Raw genomic sequence first — 15,889 nt, forward strand, 5'->3', positions numbered from 1 at the left:
ATTGCTCACGCGTCAACGTCTTGTTAACGGCAGAACGGGGCACCTACCGTCGTCCGCACCGCCGCTCTGGCGGGGTTCAAGGGTGAACGTGAGGTGTCCTCCATGCTGACCGTCCTCGGTTTCGGCATGATCGCGACTTTCCTGGTCCTGATCATGATGAAGAAGATGTCGCCGATCGCGGCGCTCGTCCTCATTCCCGCGCTCTTCTGCGTCCTCGTCGGACAGGGCGCGCAGCTCGGTGACTACGTCATCGAGGGCGTCGGCAAGCTCGCGCCCACCGCGGCCATGCTGATGTTCGCGATCGTCTACTTCGGCGTGATGATCGACGTCGGGCTCTTCGACCCGATCGTGCGAGGCATCCTGCGCTTCTGCAAGGCCGACCCGGTGCGGGTGGTCGTCGGCACGGCGGTGCTCGCCGCGATCGTCTCGCTGGACGGCGACGGCTCGACGACCTTCATGATCACCGTCTCGGCGATGTATCCGCTGTACAAGCGGCTCGGCATGAGCCTGGTGGTCATGACCGGCGTCGCCGCGACCGCGAACGGCGTCATGAACACGCTCCCGTGGGGCGGGCCCACCGCCCGCGCGGCCACGGCGCTCAAGCTGGACGCGGCGGACATCTTCGTCCCGATGATCCCGGCGCTCGGTGTCGGTCTGCTCTTCGTCTTCGCCCTCGCGTACGTCCTGGGCCGCCGCGAGCGCAAGCGCATCGGCCACCTCACGCTTGACGAGGCCCTCACCCCGGAGGCCGAGACGGTGCTGGTGAAGGCGGGCGGCGGCGCGTCCGACGGCGTCAAGACCGGCGCGAAGGGCAGCGCGGCCGGCGCCGGCAGCCTCCCCGACGCCCCCGGCGCCCCCAACGCCCCCGACGCCCCCAAGGCCGACAGCCACGGCGAGGGCTTCCAGGGTCTCGACCCGAACCGCCCCACCCTGCGTCCCAAGCTGTACTGGTTCAACGCCGGCCTCACCGTCGCCCTGCTCGCGGCGATGATCCTGGAGCTCATGCCGATCCCGGTGCTCTTCCTGATCGGCGCGGCCCTCGCCCTGACCGTCAACTTCCCGACCGTCGCCGACCAGAAGGCGCGGATCGCCGCCCACGCGGACAACGTCCTGAACGTCTCCGGCATGGTCTTCGCCGCCGCGGTCTTCACCGGCGTCCTCACCGGTACCGGCATGGTCGAGCACATGGCCGACTGGCTCGTCGGCACCATTCCCGAAGGCATGGGCCCGCACATGGCCCTGGTCACCGGTGTGCTGAGCCTCCCGCTCACCTACTTCATGTCGAACGACGGCTTCTACTTCGGCGTGCTGCCGGTCCTGGCCGAGGCCGGCGCCGCGCACGGCGTCTCGCCGCTGGAGATCGCCCGGGCCTCCCTCGTCGGCCAGGCGCTGCACATGTCGAGCCCACTCGTCCCCGCCGTGTACGTCCTGGTGGGCATGGCGAAGGTCGAGTTCGGCGACCACACCAGGTTCACCGTGAAGTGGGCGGCGCTGACCTCGCTGGTGGTGCTGGCCGCGGGGATCCTCTTCGGCATCATCTGACCCCGCCGCCGCGGCCATCGGCCGAACGGGCGGACTACGGAGGGTGGCACGCGTTGCGGCCACCCTCCGTAGTCTTTCTTTGACGGATAGTCAGATCACCGGTTGATCCATCCGACGTCCCCACGGCTGGAGGAAATCCGCATGTCCGTCCGTCCCCTGCTGTCCGCCGGCGCGCTCACCGCCGGCGCCGCCCTCGCCGCCCTCACGGCCGCCCCCGTTCCCGCCGCCGCGGCCCCCGGCCCCGCCCCGGGAGAGGGCGGCGACGTGCGGATCCACCAGATCGGCACGCCCTTCGACGATCCGCGCACCGATCCCACGGTCTGCGCCTTCTATCTCGCGGCCACCGGCTTCGGTGCCCTCGACGCCGTGTCCTGGACGATCGCCCCGCAGCCACACGAGGCCGACGGCCACAGCGTCGCCGGCCGCATCAGCCTCACCGGCGGCAGCGGCCAGACCAGTCGGCTCGCGCTCCCCGCCGGGACCTACCGGCTCGGCTGGGCCCGCCAGGGCGCCGAGGGCGTCGGTACGCACAAGGCGTTCACGGTCTCCTGCCCGCCCGACGCGGCGGGCGAAGACGCGAAGAACGGCAACGCCGCCCCTCCGCACGCCCGCGCCGCGGCCGCGCCCGCACCCTACGAGGGCATCCGGGCGGAAGGGGCTCAAGTCACCTCCGCCGACGACGAACGGGCCGACGGAGACAGCACCGTCTTCGGCGTCGGCTCGGGCCTCGCCGCCCTGCTCGCCGGCGGCGCCGGACTCGTCCTCGCCCACCGCAGCCGCCGTCGCGACGATGAGCCCGCGTAACCCCCGGCCCGCGCGGGAGCGCCGCCGCCTGAAGCGGCTCACCCGTACCGCGGGACTCGCCGCCGTCCTCGTCACCGGCCTCGGCTGCTGGTCCCTCGTCGAGGACTCCGGCGACTCCGCCGCCCCGGTCGCGGCCGCCCGGGTCGACCACAAGCCCGGCTACGACACGGCCGCCGAGCGCCCGCCCGCCCCGCTCGCCCGCGCCCGCGCCACCCTGCTCGCGCTGCCCGGCATCACGGTCGAGGCGCCGGTCGTCGCCCTGCCGCTCGCCGGCACCGCCGTACCGGCCGCGCCCGCGCTCGACGACCCCGAGGCCGTCGCCTGGCACGCGAACGGCCCCAGCCCCGGCGAACGGGGCACCGCCGTCATCGTCGGCCGGGGCGGAGCCGCCCACGGGCCCGGCGTCCTGCACGGCCTCGGCGCGCTCCAGCGCGGCAACACCGTCCGCGTCACCCGCGCCGACGGCCTCACCGCCGTGTTCACCGTCGAGGAGGTACGCGCCCACACCGCAGGGGCCGTGCCGCGCGACGAGGCCGCCGACCGCGCCACGGCGCGGGTGCGGGTGATCGCCGTCGACGGCGGCTCCGGCATCGACGTCCGCGGCCGGCTCACCGACGTCACCCGCGAGAAGTGAAGGGGGCGCGGACGCCAGGAGGTGGCCGTTACTGGGGAATTGCCGGCGCAGGGGCGGCGGTTCTGTCCGGGCCCGCGGCGTACGACTGCGAGAGTGGGCGACGCTCCGTGATCACCGTGTGACAAGAAGGAACCCCCCATGGCTCACACCCCGTCACCCGCCCGCACCCGCACCCGCACCCGCCTCGCCCTCGGCGTCGCCGGTCTGCTTCTGCTGGGCGGCGCCCCCGCCGCGTACGCCACGCTCGGCTCGGAGCCGGCCGCTCCGAGCGCACCGGGCTCGGCCGCCACCTCCGCCGCCCCCGCGCTCCGGGGCGAGGCGTACCGCGAGACCCGGCTGCTGTTCGGCACCGAGCGCCCCGACGGCGGTCCGGCCGTCACCGACGCGCAGTTCATGGCCTTCGTCGACAGGGAGGTGACGCCCCGTTTCCCCGACGGCCTCACGGTGCAGGAGGGCCGTGGACAGTGGCGGGACCAGAGCGGCACGATCGAAAGGGAGCGCAGTTACGAGTTGATCCTGCTGTACCCGGCGGTCGAGGCGAAGCTCCGTGATCCCGGGATCGAGCAGGTCAGGGAGGCGTACAAGAAGGCCTACACACAGGAGTCCGTGGGCAGGCTCGACGAGCCGACCCGGGCCGACTTCTGAGACCTGGGGCACGTCCGGAGCCTCTGGCGCCCGAAAACTATCAGCGCTAGTTTGGCGGGGTCGAGAACGGACGTGACGAAGGAGAGCAGCGGATGAAGGCCCACGACGCCCTGTACATCGGCGGGGAATGGCGTCCCGCCGCCTCCACCGAGAGCATCGCCGTCCTCAACCCCGCCGACGAGCAGGTCATCGGCCACGTTCCGGCCGGCACCGCCGAGGACGTCGACGCCGCGGTACGGGCCGCCCGCGCCGCGCTCCCCGGCTGGGCGGCCACCCGGCCCGCCGAGCGGGCCGCCCTCCTGGGCGCGCTCCGCGACGGCCTGCGGGAGCGCGCCGAGGACATAGCCGCCACGGTCACCGCCGAGCTCGGCGCCCCGGCGAAGCTCGCGTCCGCCGTGCACACCGAACTGCCCATCGCCGTCGCCGCCTCGTACGCCGAGCTGGCCGCCACGCACTCCTTCGTGGAGGAGATCGGCAATTCCGTCGTGTACGCCGAGCCGGTCGGCGTGGTCGGTGCGATCACGCCCTGGAACTACCCGCTCCACCAGATCGTCGCCAAGGTCGCCCCGGCCCTCGCCGCCGGCTGCACCCTCGTGCTCAAGCCGGCCGAGGACACCCCGCTGACCGCCCAGCTGTTCGCCGAGGCCGTGGATGCCGCCGGGTTCCCGGCCGGGGTCTTCAACCTGGTCACGGGCCTCGGCCCGGTCGCCGGCCAGGCGCTCGCCGAGCACGCGGACGTCGACCTGGTCTCCTTCACCGGCTCGACCGCCGTCGGCCGGCGGATCGGCGCCCTCGCGGGCGGCGCGGTCAAGCGGGTCGCCCTCGAACTCGGCGGCAAGTCCGCCAATGTGATCCTGCCGAGCGCCGACCTGGCCAAGGCGGTCTCGGTCGGCATCGCCAACGTCATGTCCAACTCCGGCCAGACGTGCAGCGCCTGGACCCGGATGCTCGTCCCCGCCGAGCGGTACGAGGAGGCGGTGGAACTGGCCGCCGAGGCGGTCGCCAAGTACGTTCCCGGCGAGCGCATCGGTCCGCTGGTCAGCGCCGTGCAGCAGGCCCGGGTGCGGGGTTACATCGAGCAGGGGATCGCGGAGGGCGCGCGGCTCGTCGCGGGCGGCCCCGAGGCCCCGCTCGAGACCGGCTACTACGTGGCCCCCACCGTGTTCGCCGACGTCACGCCCGAGATGACCATCGCGCAGGAGGAGATCTTCGGCCCGGTCGTCTCGATCCTGCGGTACGAGGGCGAGGAGGAGGCCCTCGCCCTCGCCAACGGCACCGTGTACGGGCTCGGCGGCGCGGTCTGGGGCGAGCGGAACGAGGCCGTCGCCTTCGCCCGTCGCATGGACACCGGCCAGGTCGACATCAACGGCGGCCGGTTCAACCCGCTGGCGCCGTTCGGCGGTTACAAGCAGTCCGGTGTGGGCCGCGAACTCGGCACGCACGGTCTGGCGGAGTACCTCCAGACCAAGTCCCTGCAGTTCTGAGAGCCGAAGGAGACCACGCGTGATCCGCGCCGCCGTCCTGCCCGCCGTAGGTGCTCCGCTGGAGATCACCGGCGTCGAACTGCCCGAGCCCGGCCCCGGCCGGGTCAGGGTCCGCCTGGCCGCCGCCGGGGTCTGCCACTCCGATCTGTCACTGACCGACGGCACGATGCGGGTGCCCGTCCCCGCGGTCCTCGGGCACGAGGGGGCCGGCACGGTCGTCTCCGTCGGCGAGGGCGTCACCCATGTCGCGCCCGGCGACGGCGTCGTCCTCAACTGGGCCCCGTCCTGCGGGGCCTGCCACCACTGCTCGATCGGCGAGGTCTGGCTCTGTGCCGACGCGCTGACCGGCGCCGGGAGCGTGTACGCCGTCGCCGACGACGGCACCGAACTGCACCCAGGCCTCAACGTGGCGGCCTTCGCCGAGGAGACCGTGGTCGCCGCCAACTGCGTGCTGCCCGTCCCGGACGGCGTCCCGCTGGAGGACGCCGCCCTGCTCGGCTGCGCCGTCCTCACCGGCTGGGGCGCCGTGCACCACTCCGCCCGGGTCCGGGCGGGGGAGTCGGTGGTGGTCTTCGGCGTCGGCGGCGTGGGACTGGCCACCCTGCAGGCCGCCCGGATCGCGGGCGCCGGCCCGATCGTCGCGGTCGACGTCTCGCCGGAGAAGGAGTCGCTGGCCCGGGCGGCCGGGGCGACCGAGTACGTGGTCGCCTCCGACACCACCGCCCGCGAGATCCGGAAGCTGACCGGCGGCCACGGCGCCGACGTGGCCGTCGAGTGCGTCGGCCGCGCGGCCACCATCCGTACCGCCTGGGACTCCACCCGGCGCGGCGGACGCACCACGGTCGTCGGCATCGGCGGCAAGGACCAGCAGGTCACCTTCAACGCCCTGGAGCTGTTCCACTGGGGCCGCACGCTCTCCGGCTGCGTGTACGGCAACTCCGACCCGGCCCGGGACCTGCCGGTCCTCGCCGAGCACATCCGGGCCGGCCGCCTCGACCTGAGCGCCCTGGTCACCGAGCGCATCACCCTGGACGGCATCCCGGGCGCCTTCGACAACATGATCGCGGGCAGGGGCGGCCGGGCCCTGGTCGTCTTCCCGTAGTCAGTCGGCCTGAGCGGCGGCCCGCAGCAGGAGGTCCTCGTAGACCTTCGGGTCGTCGCCCTTGATCACCGGCCAGCCGACCCCGTACGCGCCCTCCCAGCCCACGTCGACGCCCGGGTTGGCGTGGTCCGAGCCGTCCGGCAGGAACAGGTGCGGGCTGCAGGTGATCGCGTCGGTGGCGGACAGGCGCGCGTGGGACGAGAGTTCCGCGCGGGCCCGGCCGTCGTCCAGCGCGTCGGCGAGCGCCCGGACGTCGACCGCGCCGGTGGCGGCGGCCACGTCGAGGATCACCTTCCGGTTGCTGACGCACCGGGACTCGGCCCAGAACGCCCGCCGCAGACCGAGGTCGAGCTGCTCCGAGGCGTGCAGGCTCTGCTCCTTGGCGGCGAGCACCGCCTCCAGCGCCGGCAGCGTCGTCGAGGGGTACAGCCAGTCCTTGGCCTGCCACAGCTGCCAGCCCGCGGCGGGCTCCAGGCTCGCCATGCGGGCCACCTCGCTGTCCGTGCCGGGCCGCGGGCTCGGCGCGTCGTTCAGCAGCTCCAGCGGGAAGGCCCGCAGATCGAACCGGACCCGCTCCTCCAGGCCCAGCCGGGCGCGGGTGGCGTGCAGCCGGTGGACGGCGATGTGCGCGAAGGAGCACCAGATGTCGGAGTAGACGGTGATGACTCCGGCGGGCGGGGTCGTGGTCGTGGCGGACATGAGTCCCTCCATGGGTGTCGTGAGGTGCGATGGGGTTCAGGCGAGCTGGATGGCGAGCGAACCGGCGAGCAGCAGCCCGAGGCCGGTCGCGCGGGGGCCGCTGAGGGCCCGCCGGGGCAGGCGGAACAGGCCGCGCTGGTCGATGAGCGCGGACGTCAGTTGCTGCCCCGTCACGGTGAGCGCGACGGTGACGGCCGCGCCGATCTCCGGGATCAGCAGGAAGGTGCCGGTGACGTAGGCGGCGGCGCAGGCCCCGCCGAGCCAGCCCCACCACGGCATCTTCTTCAGCGGCGCGACCTGCGGCTTCGGCGTGCGCCGGGTCGCGTACAGGACGAGCAGGACCACGGCGATCGCGAAGGTGGCCACGGTGAAGCTGACCACGGCCACCGCCAGCGGCTCCTCCAGCCGGGCCCGCAGCCGGGCGTTGACGGCACCCTGCACCGGGAGCGCGGCGCCCGCGACGATGCCGAGGGCGGGCCAGCCGATCCGGCCGGCCCGGGAGAGACCGGTACCGGCGCCGGTGGGTCCGGCGGCCCGCTGGGCACGGATGATCACCACGATCCCGGCGAGCACCGCGAGTGCGCCGAGCACGACTCCGGCGCTGGGGGCGCGCCGCTCCAGGCCGATCAGGCCGAAGAGGTCGAGCGCGAGCGAGGCGAACATCTGGCCGGTGACGAAGAGGCCCACGGCCGCGAGAGCGCCGAGCCGGGGGAACAGCAGGATGCCGCTGGTGATGTACAGCGGGCTGGCGAGCCCGCCGAGCAGCATCCACCCGTCGACGTCGGGCAGCCGACCTAGCGCGCCGAGCGCACCTGCCGCGGCCGCGAGCACCGCGAGCAGCCCGGTCGCGAGGCCGAGTTGGAGCGTGGAGGCGCCGTACGGGGTGCCGACGGCCTTGTTGAGCTGGAGGTTCGCCGAGGCCTGGACGGCCAGGAGGCAGCCGACGAGCAGGGCGACCGCGAGGAGTGCGGTGTGCATCTGAATCCCCCCTGGCGCAGGCATGGCGAGGCCCGCGCCATAGATAAGTGGACGCTGTGTCCGTTTAGCCTGCCACGCCCGAGCCAAATGGACAAGGTGTCCACTTATTCGGGTGGGGGAAGTAAGGTCGGGGTATGAGCGAGGAGGCAGGCGCCATGGGCGACACGGGCGGGGACGGGCAGCACGGCCGGGCGGCCGGGCCGCGCCGGCGGGCGGACGCGGTGCGCAACCGCGAGCAGATCCTGGCCGCCGCCGAGCGGCTCTTCGCCGAGCGCGACCCGGGGACGGTCACCATGGACGCGGTCGCCAAGGCGGCCGGCGTGGGCCGGGCCACCCTCTACCGCAGCTTTCCCGACCCGTCCTCGATCGCCGTCGCCCTCCTCGACGAGCACGACCGCCGGCTCCAGCAGCAACTCGTCTACGGTCCGCCCCCGTTGGGCCCGGGCGCGCCGCCCGCCGAGCGGCTCGCCGCCTTCTACGCGGGCATGCTCGACCTGCTGCGGCACCACCTGCCGCTGGCGCTGGGCGCGGAGACCGGACAGGCCAGGTTCGAGACCGGCGCGTACGGGTTCTGGCGCGTGCACGTCCGTACGCTGCTCGTCGACGCCGGGGCGGCCGACCCGGACGCGCTGATCGACATCGTGCTCAGCCCGCTGGCCCCCGAGCTCTACCGCTTCCAGCGCTTCGAACGCGGCCTCTCGCACGAGCGGATCGAGGAGTCGCTCGCCGGACTGGCCCGGCGCCTGCTCGGGGCGTGACGCCGCTCAGCGCAGGGCGGCCGGTTCGACGCCGAGCGTCTCGTACAGGGCGCGCTCGCCCTCGGCGGTGACCTTCACCGCGCGCTCCGACCCGATCCGTACGCACCATCCGGCGTCGAGCGCGTGCCGGCAGAGCGCTGCGCCCGCGGTCCCCGCGAGATGCGGGCGGCGCTCTGTCCAGTCGAGACAGCCCCGGGCCATGGGCCGCCGCCCCTTCGTCTCCAGCGCGATCCCCAGCTCGCCGAACCAGGCCACGCCCCGGTCGGTGAGCGCGAACCCGGTGTCCTGGCGCAGCAGTCCGCGCTCCGTCATCGCGTCGGTGACCACGATGCCCAGCCGTCCGGCGAGATGGTCGTAGCAGGTACGCCCCCGGGCCAGCGCCCGCCCGGCGCTCGCGGCCCGCAGCGAACGCGGCGGCTCCGGCGCGGCGGGGGCCGCGGCCGCGGCCAGGTCCTCGACGAGTTGGGCGATCCCGGGCCCGGCGAGCCGCACGTACCGGTGCCGCCCCTGCCGTTCCTCCGCGAGGACCCCGCCGGAGATCAGCTTCCCCAGATGCTCGCTGGCCGTCGACGCCGCCACTCCGGCGTGCCGCGCCAGCTCACCGGCCGTCCAGGCCCGTCCGTCGAGCAGGGCGAGACAGAACGCGGCGCGGGTCTCGTCGGCGAAGAGCGAGGCGAGGGCGGCGAGGTCACGAGAGGCCATGCCCCCAGGATGCCGCGTTCACCGTTCGGCGTCGGCCGAAGCGTTTCGCTGCCGCTCGCGGTACCAGAAGTGCTCGCCCAGCCGGTGGTCGTCCTCGAAGCCCGGTCCGGTCGGCCCGACTCGCCGGTACGCCTCCTCCGTCCGCGGGTCGTTCCGCTTGGCGAGGCCGTACGCGACCTCCAGGCGGAGCAGCAGGTCCTCCTCGTCGAGGAGCGCGTACAGCGCGTCCGCGACGGCGGGCGTGCCGTCCCCGCACGCGGCGAGCCCGGTCGCGGCCCTTCCACGCACCTCCGGGTCCCGGAGCAGGGACAGCAGCGCTTCCCTGACCTCGGCGGTGTGGTCGTACCAGTCGCCGAGGACGTGGCAGGCGCAGGCGCGGACGCGGGCGTCGGGATCCCGGACGAGGGCCAGGAGGGTCTCCCGGGCGACGGGTGTGAGCGGACTGCCCCACGTGCACAGGGCGAACGGCACCTCCGCGCGTACGCGGGGATCGGGATGGCCTGCGTGGCGGAGTCCGACGGCCTCCATGGCAGGGTGTTCGTGATCCGTGAAGACGCTCAGGACCGCGGCGAGCACGCCCGCATCGGTCTCCTCCGCCGACCAGTCCGCAAGGAGTTCGGCGTTCTCCCTCTCGTACGAGTTCCGCGCGCTGCGGCCGGACAGCGCGCCGAACCGGAGGACGTCGAGCACGAACCGCCGGTGCGCGGGATCGGGGTGCCGCCGGTACGCGACGACGGCCGACCGGGTTTGCGGGCTCCGGCGCTGGGAGAGGACCCAGGCGACGGCGCTCCAGTCGACGTGATCCGGCTCGGGACACCGCACGGCCCGGTCCACCAGCTCGTCCACCGGCGTCAGGAGGCGCAGCGCCCACTCCAGGTCGGTCAGGATCGCGCCGTGGCCGGCGCGTACCCGGCGTCCGTCCAGGACGAGTTCGTCGACGTGGTGGTACTCGTCGTCCGGCACCCGGGTCCGCTCACCCGCCGCCGTCCGGGACCGTTCGTACCAGCTCCGCGCGGTCGCGAGGGCCCGCTCTCCCGCGGGCCCCCGGAGCCGCAGTCCGAGGTCGTCCCCCTGTACCGCCTCGAACACCGCCGGCGAACCCGCCTCGATCGCGCGCAGCAGCGGTGTCGTCCCGTCCGGCAGCGGCCGGTCCGGGTCCGCGCCGCCCTCCGTCAGCGCTTCCGCGACCTCCACGGAGTACGACGCGATCGCCGTGCAGAGCACCGGAAGTCCGTCCTCCGTCGCCGTGTCCGGGTCCGTGCCCGCGTCGGTCAGCCGCCGGATCGCCTCCGTGTCCCCGTCCCGTACCGCCGCTATGAGCTCCGCGCCGTCCACTGTCCCCGTACCCCCGTCTCGTACTGCAGCGCCAGCCCGTCGAGCAGAGCCCGCAGTCCCGTCTCGAACGCACCCTCGTCGACCTTCTCCTGACGCTCCGCCAGGAGGTGAGCCTGGCCCAGGTGAGGATAGTCGGCGGGGTCGTACGCGGCCTCGTCGTCGACGAAGCCGCGCGCGAACGAGCCCAGCGCCGAGCCGGTGATGAAGTACCGCATCAGCGCGCCGATGTACGTCGCCTGGGCGGCAGGCCAGCCGGCCCGGACCATCCCGCCGAACACCGCGTCGGCGACCTTGAGGCCGGCCGGGCGGCGGCCCGGGCCATGGGCGAGCAGCGGGACGACGTGCGGGTGGTCGGCGAGGGCGGCCCGGTAGGAGACCGCCCAGTCGTGCAGGGCGGTGCGCCAGTCCCGGCCGTCGGTCTCGTCGAACATCGACAGGTCGATCTTCGCGCTGACCGCGTCGGCGACCGCGTCGAGGATCTCGTCCTTCGTGCGGAAGTGGTTGTACAGCGAGGGGCCGCTGACGCCCAGTTCGGCCGCGAGCCGCCGGGTGGAGAGGGCGGCGAGGCCCTCGGCGTCCACGAGCGCTCCCGCCGTCTCGACGATCCGGTCTCTGCTGAGGAGGGGCTTGCGCGGTCGGGCCATGGCGCACATAGTAGGCGTGCACTTTAAAATTAGCAGTGGTAATTAAACCCGGTACGGGCAGTGCCGCGGGTGACCGAGGGGTGACGCATGAACCTGGAGCTGAGCGAGGAGCAGGAGGCCGCACGGCAGCTCGCCGCGGATTTCGTCGCGCGCGAGGTCACCCCGTACGCGACCGCCTGGGACCGGGCCGAGGAGGTGGACCGGGCGATCGTGAAGAAGCTCGGCGCCGTCGGCTTCCTCGGTCTGACGATCCCCGAGGAGTACGGCGGCTCCGGCGGCGACCACCTCGCGTACTGCCTGGTCACCGAGGAGCTGGGGCGCGGCGACTCGTCCGTGCGCGGCATCGTCTCCGTCTCGCTCGGACTGGTCGCCAAGACCGTCGCCGCCTGGGGGGACGAGGAGCAGAAGCGCGCCTGGCTGCCCCGGCTGACCGCCGGCGACGCGGTCGGCTGCTTCGGACTGACCGAGCCGGGCACCGGCTCCGACGCCGGCAACCTCGCGACCCGCGCGGTCCGCGACGGCGACGCGTACGTGATCAACGGCTCGAAGACCTTCATCACCAACGGCACGTGGGCCGACATCGTGCTGCTCTTCGCCCGGACGAACGACACCCCCGGCCACAAGGGCGTCTCCGCCTTCCTCGTCCCGGCCGACAGCGCGGGCCTCACCCGCCGCGCGATCCACGGCAAGCTCGGTCTGCGCGGCCAGGCCACCGCCGAGCTGGTCCTTCAGGACGTACGCGTGCCCGCCTCCGCCATGCTCGGTCCCGAGGGCCGGGGCTTCGCGGTGGCCATGTCGGCGCTGGCCAAGGGGCGGATGTCGGTCGCGGCGGGCTGCGTCGGCATCGCCCAGGCCGCGCTCGACGCGGCGGTGCGGTACGCGGGGGAGCGCGAGCAGTTCGGCAAGTCCATCGCCTCGTACCAGCTGGTGCAGGAGCTGATCAGCGACATCGCCGTGGACGTGGACGCCGCCCGGCTGCTGACCTGGCGGGTCGCCGACCTGATCGACCGCGGCGAGGAGTTCGCCACCGCCGCCTCCAAGGCGAAGCTGTACGCCTCCGAGGCCGCCGTGCGCTGTGCCAACAACGCCCTCCAGGTTTTCGGCGGCTACGGCTACATCGACGAGTACCCGGTCGGGAAGCTGCTGCGCGACGCCCGCGTGATGACCCTGTACGAGGGCACGAGCCAGATCCAGAAGCTGATCATCGGCCGCGCGCTGACGGGGGTCTCCGCCTTCTGAGAGCCTGGCGTTCTGAGTACGCGCCTGAGTACCCGGGCGGATGTGGCACGGGGCACATCCGCCCGATCCTGTCGGTCATGAGCGACACACCGATCAAGCAGCAGAACACCGCCGCCTACTACATGCAGGCCGTGATCTCCTTCGGGATCGCCCTGGGCGCCGTGGGCCTCGGCATCCTGAACCTCGACGCGGACGTCTGGGTGCGGGCCTTCCTCGGGATCGCGGTCCTGTACCTGACCACCTCGGCCTTCACGCTCTCCAAGGTGGTCCGCGACCGGCAGGAGGCCGGTCAGATCGTCAGCAGGGTGGACCAGGCGCGCCTGGAGAAGCTGCTCGCCGATCACGACCCTTTCCAGAAGCTCTAAGCGCTTGCTCAGGTTCGTTGTATGGTGTTCGTCCTGACGGCCGGAGAAAGGGCGAACCATGACCGCGGCGGAGGAGACGGTCCTCGGCGAGGACAAGCCGTGGGGTGAGGTCACCCCCGAGGCTGCCCGGAAGCTGCTGGTGGCGGCGGTCGAGGCGTTCGCCGAGCGCGGCTATCACGCCACCACGACCCGGGACATCGCCGGGCGGGCCGGTATGAGCCCGGCCGCGCTCTACATCCACTACAAGACCAAGGAGGAGCTCCTCCACCGGATCAGCCGGATCGGCCACGACAGGGCCCTGGAGATCCTGGAGGAAGCGGCCGCCGGACCCGGCACCGCCGCCGAGCGGCTCGCCGCCGCGGTCCGCTCCTTCGTCCGCTGGCACGCCGAGCGGCACACCACCGCGCGCGTCGTCCAGTACGAGCTGGACGCGCTCGCCCCCGAGCACCGCACCGAGATCGTGGACCTGCGGCGCAAGAGCGAGGCGGCGGTGCGGCGGGTCATCGAGGAGGGCGTCGCGGCGGGCGAGTTCAACGCGTCCGACGTGCCCGGCACCACCGTCGCCATCCTGTCCCTGTGCATCGACGTGTCCCGCTGGTTCAACACCCAGGGCCGCCACACGGCGGACGAGGTCGGCGCGCTCTACGCCGACCTCGTCCTGCGCATGGTGGGTGCGCGGAAGTAGCCGGGAAGCGGGTCAGAAGTAGTAGCGGGACACCGACTCGGCGACGCAGACCGGCTTGTCGCCGCCCTCGCGCTCGACCGTCACGGTCGCGGTGACCTGCACGCCGCCACCGGCCTCCGTGACCTCGGTGAGCACGGCGGAGGCGCGCAGCCGCGAGCCGACCGGCACGGGGGCGGGGAACCGGACCTTGTTGGTGCCGTAGTTGAGGCCCATCTTCATGCCCTCCACCCGCATGATCTGCGGGACGAGGGTGGGCAGCAGGGAGAGCGTCAGGTAGCCGTGCGCGATCGTCCTCCCGAACGGGCCCGCCGCGGCGCGCTCCGGGTCCACGTGGATCCACTGGTGGTCCCCGGTGGCGTCGGCGAAGAGGTCGATCCGCTTCTGCTCGATCTCCAGCCAGTCGCTGTACCCCAGCTGCTCGCCCACCCCGGCGCGCAGCTCCTCGGCGGAGGTGAAGATCCTCGGCTCGGCCATGTCCCTGCTCCCTCTCACGATGAAAACTAAGCGACTGCTTAGCATGTGGGGTGCGCGGGCTCCTGTCAATGGCGGGACAGTAGGGTTCGGGGAGTGCCGCAGATTCCAGAGAAGATCCACGAGCTCACGGTCGGTCAGCTGTCCGCGCGCAGCGGGGCGGCGGTGTCCGCCCTCCACTTCTACGAGTCCAAGGGCCTGATCAGCAGCCGCCGGACGACGGGCAACCAGCGCCGCTTCGGGCGCGACGCACTGCGCCGGGTCGCCTTCGTGAGGGCCGCGCAACGGGTCGGAATCCCGCTCGCCACCATCCGCGAGGCACTCGCCGAACTGCCCGAGGAGCGCACGCCGACCCGCGAGGACTGGGCGCGGCTCTCCGAGACGTGGCGGTCCGAACTCGACGAGCGGATCAAGCAGCTCGGCCGGCTCCGTGACCACCTGACCGACTGCATCGGCTGCGGATGTCTGTCGCTCGAGACCTGTGTGCTGTCCAACCCCGACGACGTGGTCGGAGAGGGGCTGACGGGCTCGCGGCTGTTCGCGGAGCGCAAGCCGGCGCAGTGACGGGCGGGGCCGACGGACACGGCCCGTGCGCGACGCGCCCCGGCCGAACGCCGGGCGGACCGGCCGGAACGTCGGGTGGTGGGGACCCGCCCCCCGCGCGGGTCCCCACCGGCTTCGCCGCCGGCCTACTCGTACTCGGTGCCGCCCTTGCGGGTCAGGTAGGCCGGGCTCACGGACTTGGCGATCGCCCGGCCGCCGACGACCGGGCTGTACCGCCCGGTCGCGGACCGGATCACGACGCCCTCCCGAAGATGCAGTTCCTTCCCGGACACCGTCTCCCGGCCGCTGGACAGCTCGAGCACCCGCTCGACGTCGTACGGTCCGGTGTACAGCCGTGGTACGAGGGGCAGTTCGCCGTCCTGCAGGACCTGCGCCGGGTCGAGCCAGACGACCGCGCCGTCGATCTCGGCGGACACGTCGAAGACCGCGTAGCCGACGCCTTCCTCGGTACGGGAGTTCGCCCCGTACGCCAGGTCCTGCACACCCGCGCCGTACACCTCGCCGAAGACGCCGACCCGGCGCGCGCCGAGGCGCTCGGCCAGCGCCGCCGCGACCGCCGGGACGCCGTGTCCGAGCACCGCCCGCCAGTACAGGTTGCGCGGGTCCTCCTTCAGGGCCAGGCCCTTCGCGCCGAAGCCCTTGGAGGAGACCTGGACGCGGCCGTCCTCGGCGAAGTACGTCACCAGGCAGGCCGTGCCGTGCAGCTTCTCCGTCAGCACCACCGGCTCACCCGGCTCGAAGATGTCCGGATACCGCTGGATGTTCTCGATGTCCGTCCACGGCAGCAGGTCCGGCGCCTGCTCCACGTCGCCGTCCATCGTCGTCGGGATCGGCGGCGCCCACTTGCTGATCCCGAGCCGCTCCGCGAAGTCCCGGCCCTCGGTCGCTGCCGCCACCAGGTCCACGTCCGCCAGCGCTTTCGGCCGGCACACGATCCCCTGGGACAGCTCGCCGCGCAGCCGGACCGCCTTCACCCGGTCCGACGCCCTGCCCGCGAGTCGCCCGGTGAGCCCCAGCTCCTCGATCAACCCGGCCGGGAGAACGGCCTGTTCGGGGATGTAGACGGCGACGTCACCGGTCCGGTAGGCCCCCTTGGCCACGACGGCGCGGTAGAGGCCCACCTGGGCCAGCTCCAGTGCGTCGGCGTTGGGATGGGGGTGTACGGCCAGGACTTCGGCGGTCACGCGCAGGGTGGACATGTCAGGGCTCCGGGTGCTCGGGTTTCTGCGTCATCGGTG

18 protein-coding genes are annotated in these 15,889 nt (G+C 73.1%); 11 read left to right on the forward strand and 7 right to left on the reverse strand.

The features are described from left to right. Positions 1–102 precede the first annotated feature (102 nt). The 6 genes from R2D22_RS29480 to R2D22_RS29505 all read left to right on the forward strand — a co-directional run bounded on the left by R2D22_RS29480 (position 103) and on the right by R2D22_RS29505 (position 6,211). Positions 103–1,542 carry a CitMHS family transporter gene (locus R2D22_RS29480; protein ID WP_318107748.1) on the forward strand — a complete coding sequence of 480 codons (1,440 nt, stop codon included), beginning with the start codon at positions 103–105 and terminating at the stop codon, positions 1,540–1,542. A gap of 141 nt (positions 1,543–1,683) precedes the next feature. Then, complete coding sequence (locus R2D22_RS29485; RefSeq protein ID WP_318107750.1) at positions 1,684–2,346, forward strand: hypothetical protein; 663 nt, start codon at positions 1,684–1,686, stop codon at positions 2,344–2,346. Next, a complete protein-coding gene (locus tag R2D22_RS29490; protein WP_318107752.1) occupies positions 2,333–2,980 on the forward strand; it encodes a sortase domain-containing protein in 648 nt (215 codons plus the stop codon). The genes R2D22_RS29485 and R2D22_RS29490 overlap by 14 nt, the downstream gene beginning before the upstream one ends. Before the next feature lie 138 nt (positions 2,981–3,118). Next, positions 3,119–3,625, forward strand: a complete 507-nt coding sequence (locus R2D22_RS29495) for a DUF3574 domain-containing protein (RefSeq protein WP_318107754.1) — start codon at positions 3,119–3,121, stop codon at positions 3,623–3,625. Between the two features lie 92 nt (positions 3,626–3,717). Continuing rightward, a complete protein-coding gene (locus R2D22_RS29500) occupies positions 3,718–5,109 on the forward strand; it encodes an aldehyde dehydrogenase family protein (protein WP_318107755.1) in 1,392 nt (463 codons plus the stop codon). 19 nt (positions 5,110–5,128) lie between these two features. Continuing rightward, positions 5,129–6,211 (forward strand): Zn-dependent alcohol dehydrogenase, encoded by a 1,083-nt coding sequence (locus R2D22_RS29505; RefSeq protein ID WP_318107757.1) that lies wholly within the window; start codon positions 5,129–5,131, stop codon positions 6,209–6,211. Here the strand turns inward: R2D22_RS29505 and R2D22_RS29510 are convergent, their stop codons facing one another. Further along, positions 6,212–6,910: a DsbA family oxidoreductase gene (locus tag R2D22_RS29510; protein ID WP_318107759.1), complete on the reverse strand. Its 699-nt coding sequence runs from the start codon at positions 6,908–6,910 to the stop codon at positions 6,212–6,214. Positions 6,911–6,946: 36 nt separating this feature from the next. Next, positions 6,947–7,888 (reverse strand): DMT family transporter, encoded by a 942-nt coding sequence (locus R2D22_RS29515; protein WP_318107761.1) that lies wholly within the window; start codon positions 7,886–7,888, stop codon positions 6,947–6,949. A 134-nt stretch (positions 7,889–8,022) separates the two neighbouring features. Here R2D22_RS29515 and R2D22_RS29520 point away from each other — a divergent pair, with 134 nt between their 5' ends. Next, a complete protein-coding gene (locus tag R2D22_RS29520; RefSeq protein ID WP_411977095.1) occupies positions 8,023–8,646 on the forward strand; it encodes a TetR/AcrR family transcriptional regulator in 624 nt (207 codons plus the stop codon). A 6-nt stretch (positions 8,647–8,652) separates the two neighbouring features. Here the strand turns inward: R2D22_RS29520 and R2D22_RS29525 are convergent, their stop codons facing one another. From R2D22_RS29525 to R2D22_RS29535, 3 genes are read right to left on the reverse strand one after another with little or no spacing between them, the layout of a single operon-like run. Beyond that, positions 8,653–9,348: an ArsR/SmtB family transcription factor gene (locus tag R2D22_RS29525; protein ID WP_318107763.1), complete on the reverse strand. Its 696-nt coding sequence runs from the start codon at positions 9,346–9,348 to the stop codon at positions 8,653–8,655. A gap of 18 nt (positions 9,349–9,366) precedes the next feature. Further along, positions 9,367–10,683 carry a HEAT repeat domain-containing protein gene (locus tag R2D22_RS29530; RefSeq protein ID WP_318107765.1) on the reverse strand — a complete coding sequence of 439 codons (1,317 nt, stop codon included), beginning with the start codon at positions 10,681–10,683 and terminating at the stop codon, positions 9,367–9,369. Next, positions 10,662–11,336: a TetR/AcrR family transcriptional regulator gene (locus R2D22_RS29535; protein ID WP_318107767.1), complete on the reverse strand. Its 675-nt coding sequence runs from the start codon at positions 11,334–11,336 to the stop codon at positions 10,662–10,664. The genes R2D22_RS29530 and R2D22_RS29535 overlap by 22 nt, the downstream gene beginning before the upstream one ends. A 78-nt stretch (positions 11,337–11,414) precedes the next feature. Here R2D22_RS29535 and R2D22_RS29540 point away from each other — a divergent pair, with 78 nt between their 5' ends. The 3 genes from R2D22_RS29540 (at position 11,415) to R2D22_RS29550 (ending at position 13,616) form a co-directional block, all read left to right on the forward strand. Continuing rightward, complete coding sequence (locus tag R2D22_RS29540; RefSeq protein WP_318107768.1) at positions 11,415–12,566, forward strand: acyl-CoA dehydrogenase family protein; 1,152 nt, start codon at positions 11,415–11,417, stop codon at positions 12,564–12,566. Between the two features lie 77 nt (positions 12,567–12,643). Then, positions 12,644–12,931 (forward strand): YiaA/YiaB family inner membrane protein, encoded by a 288-nt coding sequence (locus R2D22_RS29545; RefSeq protein ID WP_318107769.1) that lies wholly within the window; start codon positions 12,644–12,646, stop codon positions 12,929–12,931. 58 nt (positions 12,932–12,989) lie between these two features. Next, a complete protein-coding gene (locus R2D22_RS29550; RefSeq protein ID WP_318107770.1) occupies positions 12,990–13,616 on the forward strand; it encodes a TetR/AcrR family transcriptional regulator in 627 nt (208 codons plus the stop codon). A gap of 12 nt (positions 13,617–13,628) precedes the next feature. Here the strand turns inward: R2D22_RS29550 and R2D22_RS29555 are convergent, their stop codons facing one another. Beyond that, a complete protein-coding gene (locus R2D22_RS29555; RefSeq protein WP_318107771.1) occupies positions 13,629–14,090 on the reverse strand; it encodes a MaoC family dehydratase in 462 nt (153 codons plus the stop codon). Between the two features lie 93 nt (positions 14,091–14,183). Here R2D22_RS29555 and soxR point away from each other — a divergent pair, with 93 nt between their 5' ends. Continuing rightward, a complete protein-coding gene (gene soxR, locus R2D22_RS29560) occupies positions 14,184–14,651 on the forward strand; it encodes a redox-sensitive transcriptional activator SoxR (RefSeq protein ID WP_318107773.1) in 468 nt (155 codons plus the stop codon). Between the two features lie 125 nt (positions 14,652–14,776). Here the strand turns inward: soxR and R2D22_RS29565 are convergent, their stop codons facing one another. After that, on the reverse strand, positions 14,777–15,850 hold the full coding sequence (locus R2D22_RS29565) for an RNA ligase (ATP) (protein ID WP_318107775.1): 1,074 nt from the start codon (positions 15,848–15,850) through the stop codon (positions 14,777–14,779). Positions 15,851–15,889 lie beyond the last annotated feature (39 nt).

Origin of the sequence: Streptomyces sp. HUAS YS2, from assembly GCF_033343995.1 — a bacterium.
Lineage (GTDB): Bacteria > Actinomycetota > Actinomycetes > Streptomycetales > Streptomycetaceae > Streptomyces > Streptomyces solicathayae.